The organism is Rhodococcus sp. EPR-157 (assembly GCF_001647195.1).
Classification (GTDB): domain Bacteria; phylum Actinomycetota; class Actinomycetes; order Mycobacteriales; family Mycobacteriaceae; genus Rhodococcoides.
Window position 1 is genome coordinate 1 of sequence record NZ_LVCV01000474.1, and the last position, 8,000, is coordinate 8,000.

An 8,000-nucleotide genomic window follows, 5' to 3' on the forward strand; every position below is an offset into this window, starting at 1 on the left:
CGTAGCCCTGCTGTCCGTAAGCGGGGTCCGAGTAAGCCTGACCGCTCTGCCCGCCCTGGTCGTAGCCGGGTTCTGCGTATGGCTGTTGGCCGTATGCCTGCGGGTCGTACGCCTGCTGGTCGTAGCCCTGATCGTTGTACGGCTGCGCCTGGTAGCCCTGACCGTATGCCTGCTGGTCGTACTGACCTTCCGCGGCCGGTGCCCCGTAGGGCTCGCCCCCGTGTGATGCGCCGTTGCGGTAGCCCTGGTCACTGCGGTAGCCCTGATCCTGGCCGTATGCGCGCGGGTCACGGTTCTGCGGAGCGTAGCGGGGGTCCTGGCCCTGAGCTGGGTAGCCGTTTCGGGCACGCGGATCAGGGCGAGAGCCTTCGGCTGGATCGCGGTGCGGGTCGTAGCCTGGGTTCTGCGTCATGGGGCCGGCTCCTGATGTCGACATAGGTGGTGCTGACGGGCGCGCGGGTCGCGGACCGGGTGCTGCAGCCTCCGCGGGTGTGGAAGCTCGTGGTGCCGCAGTGCGATTCTTCGGTGGGTTGCTGCCGCCGGCCGCAGTCGGTGATCGTCCCACATCGGGATCCACCGAACCACTGGCCCGGAACTGGCCCGTGTGCAAAGTAGGTGAGGGCTCGAACCGAACCACGATGTCACCGTAGGTCTGCCACCCCTGGTCACGGATGTAGTCCCCGAGGTGGCGGGAGAAGGCTTTGACGGTCAGATCCCGATCGGCGGCCAGTTCTTCGTGATCGGAACTGTTGATGGTGATCACATAGCTGTTGGGTGCGAGCAAATGGCCACCGTCGAGTGGCCTGACTCGGTCGGCAGCTTCCTGCTGCAGCGCAGCTTCCACTTCCTGCGGAACCACGCCGCCGCCGAACACACGGGCGAACACGTCACCGACCGCGCCCTGCAGCTTTCGCTCGAAACGCTGGACAATGCCCATGGTGACCACTCCTCCCGATCTCTTCTGCCACGAGCGCGTGTCGCCTCGAGGTCGTCGTCCAAGCATGATATACGTTGCCGGTTGCGGTCAGTCCCCGCTGGAGGGGAAGCACGAGCGCGATTTCATCGCCGCCGGATGTGCGTGTTAATGTTCACCGGTCACTCGGGCGGGTGGCGGAATGGCAGACGCGCTGGCTTCAGGTGCCAGTGTCCTTCGGGACGTGGGGGTTCAAGTCCCCCTCCGCCCACAGTAGTTTTGGTCACAGCAGTTTTTCAGCCGCAAACGACGTACTTCCGTGGCACACGGAATCTTCGTCGTTTGCGGCTTTTTTTGTTCGATCCTGATTCAGTCGCCAGGATCACCCCTTGCCGGTGAGACCAGGTCCCAACGCGGGCGCGATATCGCGTGCCGTCAATTGATTGCCGCAGCAGTCGCATTCGAGTGAGACGTGCGCTTGACCCCCGCAATTGCCGTGCTGGTAGAGAACGGGCGGCCCGTCGGGGGCCATGTAGTTGTCGCCCCAATCCTTGATCGCCATCAAGATGGGGTAGATGTCGTGCCCCTTCTTCGTCAGTCGGTACTCCTCGTAGGTTCCCTCCGCGGCCGGAGCCTTCACCAAGATCCCGTGCTCGACCAACCTGTTCAGACGGTCCTGCAACCGACTTCTGGAGATACCGAGTGTCGTCGTGAACTCGTTGAACCGCCGCACGCCGGAAAACGAGAACTTCAGGATCAACAGAGTCCACCGGTCGCCGAACACCACCAATGGGCGGGTGATCGAGCACGGCACGTCATCGAGGTCTCCGTAGCGCATACAAAAATCCTACGCGGGCAGTTCCAAAACGAGACTGCTCCTGTTAGCCTCCGATTCGGGGAGAACATCGCCGACGACTGATCGCGTCGGCCAGTCAATCGGGGGGACGAATCATGACCGAATTTCGAACTGCAGGCCAGCACACCGTGGAACTTCCGCACGGCGACACGCTCGCGCTTCTCAGCCGTGACGGCGACGTGGGCAAGCCAGTGGTCATGATCTGGACGGCGATGGGCGTCGCAGCAAGGAAGTACGCGCGCTTCATGGACGACCTCGCTCGACACGGTTTGGGATCGGTGACGGTCGACTATCGGGGATACGGTGCCAGCACGCCGCCGACGACGCGTGGCACCGACGTCGGGTACCACGACATCGCATCGGTTGACTTTCCTGCCGTCGTGACCGAAGTGGAAGCCCTGTTCGAGGGTCGGCCGATCGTGTTGCTCGGACACAGCCTCGATGGTCAGATCGGCATCATGTACGCGGCCACTGCCCCCGAAAAGTTGGCCGGTATCGCGTTCATCGCATCGAACTCGTCGTATCACCGTGTCTATCCCGGCAGAACTGCGCTGGGTCCGCTGATCGGAACCTCGTTCGCGGCAATCGTTGCGCGCCTCTTCGGGTACTACCCCGGCGACACGCTGAACTTCCTGGGGCGGCAACCGAAGCCGTTGATTCTCGACTGGGCCCGGCTTGCTCGAACGAACAGCTTCGATTCGATCGGGCGTGGGACGACGTATTCCGAACTCATGCGTGAAGTGGAGCTGCCGGTGCTTGCCGCATCCGTCGAAGGAGACTGGATGGCCCCTCCCGCAGCTGTGGATGCACTGTGTTCCCACATTCCCAATGCCGAACTGACCCGAACGCACTTCGACAAGTCGATGACCGGCGATCGTCCGGCCGGGCATATTGCCTGGATAAACCACGGCGACAAGATTGCCGAGCACATTGCCCTGTGGGTCGAAACGAATATCCCCGGCAATTCGCGCTGATCCCGTCTTGGGCAACCCGGTCTGGAAGCCTAGTCCGGAATTCGCTTCTCGACCCGTGCGAGGCCCACGCGATCTTCGAGAAACGCCAGGTGAAAGGCTGATTTAGGTATACCTTAGTTGCGGGGTGGGCTAGGTGCTGACTTATCGTTTGTGGTTGGACCGGCGTACCCGATGCCGAATCCACCCGCTAGACGCTTGCGCGCTGCGAACGAGCTCACCTGCTCGACGTTAGCCGAAGATCGTTTTCGGGGGTGCTGCTTCAACGGCGAACGGCACCCAATATAGCCGTCCGCGACGGCCGGCGATCCGTGCCGCGCCGCTGCGACGTACTTGAAGGCTTGACTTATCCGAAGGCTAGGTATGAAGCACACTCCGGGCCCCCAAGGCCTCTACGACCCCCGAAACGAGCACGACTCCTGTGGTGTCGCGTTCGTCGTGGACATGCATGGTCGTCGTAGTCGAGACATCGTCGAGAAGGCCATCACTGCGCTGGTCAATCTCGAACATCGGGGCGCCGCCGGCTCCGAGCCCAACACCGGTGACGGCGCCGGAATCCTGATCCAGGTACCGGACGCGTTCTTCCGCGCCGTCGTGGATTTCGAGCTGCCCGCAGCAGGCGCATATGCCACCGGAGTCGCTTTCCTTCCGCAGGGAAAGAACGACGCGGCCCGTGCGTGCGAAGGCGTGCGACAGATCGTCGAAGACGAGGGCATGAAGGTCCTCGGGTGGCGTGAAGTTCCCACCGACGACTCCTCTCTCGGGGCGCTCGCGCGCGACGCGATGCCGACGTTCCGTCAGCTGTTCTTCGCCTCCCCCGACTTCTCCGTTACCGACATCGAACTCGAGCGACGCGCGTTCGTCATTCGCAAGCGCGTCGAGCACGAATTGGGTGAAGAAGGCGCAGGCAAGGACGGCCCGGGCCGCGAGACGGTGTACTTCCCGTCGCTCTCACCCTCCACCTTTGTCTACAAGGGCATGCTGACGACGCCACAGCTCAAGGGCTTCTACCTGGATCTGCAGGACGAACGCGTCGAAAGTGCTCTCGGACTTGTGCATTCGCGCTTCTCGACCAACACGTTCCCGTCGTGGCCGCTCGCGCATCCGTTCCGTCGCGTCGCGCACAACGGCGAGATCAACACCGCCACCGGCAACGAGAACTGGATGCGCGCCCGCGAGGCCCTCATCGAGTCCGACGTGTTCGGTGGCGCCGAGTCGCTGGCCAAGATCTTCCCCGTCGTGACGCACGGCGCAAGTGACACAGCACGTTTCGACGAGGTACTCGAGCTGCTCCACCTCGGTGGACGTAGCCTGCCGCACGCCGTGCTCATGATGATTCCCGAAGCATGGGAGCGTCACGAGTCCATGGATCCCGCTCGTCGGGCGTTCTACAAGTACCACTCCTCGCTCATGGAGCCCTGGGACGGACCGGCCTCGGTGTGCTTCACCGACGGCACCGTCATCGGCGCTGTGCTCGACCGTAACGGCCTTCGCCCGAGCCGTCTCTGGGTCACCGACGACGGTCTCGTCGTCATGGCCTCCGAGGTCGGCGTCCTCGACATCGACCCGTCGAAGGTCGTCCGCAAGGTTCGCCTGCAGCCGGGCCGTATGTTCCTCGTCGACACCGCGCAGGGTCGCATCGTCTCCGACGACGAGATCAAGGACGAACTCGCCGCCGAGCACCCGTACCAGCAGTGGCTCGACGAGGGTCTGACCTCGATCGACGACCTGCCGGACCGCCCGCACGTCCACATGCCGCACGACCGTGTGCTGATCCGTCAGCAGATCTTCGGGTACACCAACGAGGAACTGAACGTACTCGTCTCGCCGATGGCGAAGACCGGGGCCGAGGCCATCGGCTCGATGGGCACCGACACGCCGATCGCGGTGCTCTCGACGCGTCCGCGGATGCTGTTCGACTACTTCTCGCAGCTTTTCGCACAGGTCACCAACCCGCCGCTCGACGCAATCCGCGAGGAGATCGTCACGAGCCTCGGCGGCACCATCGGACCCGAGGGCGACCTCCTCAACCCAGGTCCCGATGCGTGCAAGCAGATCGTGCTCCCACAGCCGATCCTGCACAACGACGATCTGTCCAAGCTCGTCCACATCAACGACGACGGCACCCAGGAAGAACTGCGTTCGGTCGTCGTTCGCGGTCTGTACCCGGTTGCCGAGGGCGGCGAGGGCCTGCGCGCGTCGTTGGAGGCCATTCGTACCCAGGTTTCCGCGGCGATCTCGGGCGGCGCACGCATCATCGTGCTCTCCGATCGCGAGTCGAGCGAGAAGCTCGCTCCCATTCCGTCGTTGCTGCTGACCTCCGCGGTGCACCACCACCTCGTCCGCGAGAAGACCCGTACCAAGGTCGGTTTGATCATCGAAGCCGGTGACGCCCGCGAGGTGCATCACATGGCCCTGCTCATCGGATTCGGTGCCGCAGCGGTCAACCCGTACATGGCCTTCGAGTCCATCGAGGACATGATCGAACGCGGTGCCCTCACCGACATCGAATTCGACAAGGCCGTCGCCAACTACATCAAGGCCGCAGGCAAGGGTGTGCTCAAGGTGATGTCCAAGATGGGCATCTCGACGCTGGCGTCCTACACCGGCGCGCAACTGTTCCAGGTCATCGGCCTGTCCCAGGATCTCGTCGACGAATACTTCACCGGCCTGAACAGCCACCTCGGTGGCATCGACCTCGAGCAGGTCGCACAGGACGTGGCCGCACGCCACGCCGTCGCCTACCTGACCAACCGTCAGGAGCGCGCACACCGCGAGCTCGAGACGGGCGGCGAGTACCAGTGGCGTCGGGAAGGGGAGTACCACCTCTTCAACCCCGACACCGTGTTCAAGCTTCAGCACTCCACCCGCACGGGTCAGTACGACGTCTTCAAGGAATACACGAAGATGGTCGACGACCAGTCCGAGCGTCTCGCGTCGCTGCGTGGACTGTTCCGTTTCAAGACCGAGGATCGTCAGCCGATCTCGATCGACGAGGTCGAGCCGGCGTCGGAGATCGTCAAGCGCTTCTCGACGGGTGCAATGAGCTACGGCTCCATCTCCGCCGAGGCGCACGAGACACTGGCGATCGCGATGAACCGACTCGGCGGGCGCTCCAACTCCGGTGAGGGCGGCGAGGACGTCTCACGCTTCGAGCCGGACGAGAACGGTGACTGGCGACGCTCGGCCATCAAGCAGGTCGCGTCGGGCCGCTTCGGTGTCACCTCGCACTACTTGACCAACTGCACCGATATCCAGATCAAGATGGCGCAGGGCGCGAAGCCCGGTGAAGGCGGCCAGCTTCCGGCGCACAAGGTGTACCCGTGGGTTGCCGAGGTCCGGCACTCGACGCCTGGCGTCGGCCTGATCTCGCCGCCGCCGCACCACGACATCTACTCGATCGAGGATCTCGCTCAGCTGATCCACGATCTGAAGAACGCCAACCCGCAGGCTCGCATCCACGTCAAGCTCGTCTCCGAGGTCGGCGTCGGAACGGTCGCCGCTGGTGTCTCCAAGGCGCACGCCGACGTGGTGCTCATCTCGGGTCACGACGGTGGCACCGGTGCCACCCCGTTGACGTCGGTCAAGCATGCAGGTGGACCGTGGGAGCTCGGGCTCGCCGAGACCCAGCAGACGTTGCTGCTCAACGGACTTCGCGATCGCATCGTCGTTCAGGTCGACGGCCAACTCAAGACCGGCCGCGATGTCATGGTCGCCGCGCTGCTCGGTGGTGAGGAATTCGGTTTCGCCACCGCACCTCTCGTCGTATCGGGCTGCATCATGATGCGTGTCTGTCACCTCGACACCTGTCCGGTCGGTGTCGCGACGCAGAACCCGGTGCTGCGCAAGCGTTTCGCGGGCAAGCCCGAGTTCGTCGAGAACTTCTTCATGTTCATCGCCGAAGAGGTTCGTGAGCTCATGGCCCAACTCGGCTTCCGCACACTCGACGAAGCCGTCGGCCAGGTCGGGTTGCTCGACACCACCGCGGCCAAAGAAGCGTGGAAGGCGTCGAAGCTGGACCTGTCGCCGATCCTCGACGAGGTCGAGTCGGCGTTCATGAACCAGGACCTTTACAACACGGGCGTTCAGGATCACGGACTCGACAAGGCTCTCGATCAGCAGCTGATCGCGCAGAGTCGCAACGCCCTCGACAAGGGCGAGAAGGTGACCTTCGAATCGAAGATCACCAACGTCAACCGCACGGTCGGCACCATGCTCGGGCACGAGCTGACCAAGGCGTACGGCGGAGTCGGATTGCCCGACAACACGATCGACATCACGTTCACCGGTTCGGCAGGCAACAGCTTCGGTGCGTTCGTGCCCTCGGGTATGACGCTGAGGCTGCACGGCGACGCCAACGACTTCGTCGGCAAAGGACTGTCGGGCGGACGCATCGTTCTGCGCCCGTCGCTCGACGCCCCTGCAGGATTCGTCGCCGAGGACAACATCATCGGCGGAAACGTCTTCCTGTTCGGTGCGACGCAGGGTGAGGCACTCATCCGCGGAGTCGTCGGGGAACGCTTCGCCGTACGTAACTCGGGAGCGGTGGCCGTCGTAGAAGGTGTCGGTGACCACGGCTGCGAGTACATGACGGGCGGGAAGGTCGTCATCCTCGGTGAGACCGGACGTAACTTCGGTGCCGGCATGTCCGGCGGCGTCGCGTTCGTCTTCGATCCGAACAAGACGTTCGAGGCGAACCTGAACACCGAGCTCGTCGACATCGAGGGCATCGAGGGTGACGAGTTCACCTGGCTCAAAGAGATCGTCACACGTCATCAGGACGAGACGGGATCCGAGGTCGCAGAGCGAATCCTCGCGGACTGGTCACAGCAGGTGAACCACTTCGTGAAGGTCATGCCGCGCGATTACAAGAAGGTACTGCTCGCCATTTCCGAGGCCGAGAAGAACGGCGCGGACGTGGACGAGGCAATCATGGAGGCAGCTCGTGGGTGACCCACAAGGATTCTTGAAGCACACCGTTCGTGAACTGCCGAAGCGTCGTCCCGTCGACCTGCGGCTGATGGACTGGAAAGAGGTCTACGAGGACTTCTCCAAGGACACACTGCGGACCCAGGCGAGTCGATGCATGGACTGCGGTGTCCCGTTCTGCCACAACGGTTGCCCGCTCGGAAATCTCATTCCCGAGTGGAACGACCTGGTGTTCAAGGACCGTTGGCGCGAGAGCATCGACCGGCTGCACGCCACCAACAACTTTCCGGAGTTCACCGGTCGGTTGTGTCCGGCGCCGTGTGAAGCGTCG

The 8,000-nt window shown here is 63.4% G+C and carries 4 protein-coding genes, 1 tRNA gene and 1 pseudogene; 4 read left to right on the forward strand and 2 right to left on the reverse strand.

Annotation, left to right across the window (positions count from 1 at the left end):
* Positions 1 to 937, reverse strand: a 937-nt coding sequence (locus tag A2J03_RS21740) for an FhaA domain-containing protein (protein ID WP_156520511.1), incomplete at its 3' end; no start/stop codon positions are given.
* Between the two features lie 164 nt (positions 938 to 1,101).
* Between A2J03_RS21740 and A2J03_RS21745 the strand changes: the two genes are divergently transcribed.
* Positions 1,102 to 1,184 (forward strand) — tRNA-Leu (locus A2J03_RS21745).
* A 111-nt stretch (positions 1,185 to 1,295) separates the two neighbouring features.
* Here the strand turns inward: A2J03_RS21745 and A2J03_RS21750 are convergent.
* Positions 1,296 to 1,751: a winged helix-turn-helix transcriptional regulator gene (locus tag A2J03_RS21750; RefSeq protein WP_068378142.1), complete on the reverse strand. Its 456-nt coding sequence runs from the start codon at positions 1,749 to 1,751 to the stop codon at positions 1,296 to 1,298.
* Between the two features lie 113 nt (positions 1,752 to 1,864).
* Between A2J03_RS21750 and A2J03_RS21755 the strand changes: the two genes are divergently transcribed.
* The 3 genes and pseudogenes from A2J03_RS21755 to gltD all read left to right on the forward strand — a co-directional run.
* Positions 1,865 to 2,743 carry an alpha/beta hydrolase family protein gene (locus A2J03_RS21755; protein ID WP_068378144.1) on the forward strand — a complete coding sequence of 293 codons (879 nt, stop codon included), beginning with the start codon at positions 1,865 to 1,867 and terminating at the stop codon, positions 2,741 to 2,743.
* A gap of 360 nt (positions 2,744 to 3,103) precedes the next feature.
* Complete coding sequence (gene gltB / locus A2J03_RS21760; protein WP_068378146.1) at positions 3,104 to 7,693, forward strand: glutamate synthase large subunit; 4,590 nt, start codon at positions 3,104 to 3,106, stop codon at positions 7,691 to 7,693.
* Positions 7,686 to 8,000: pseudogene (gene gltD, locus A2J03_RS21765) on the forward strand (glutamate synthase); the annotation flags it as partial. The gene gltB and the pseudogene gltD, both read left to right, overlap by 8 nt.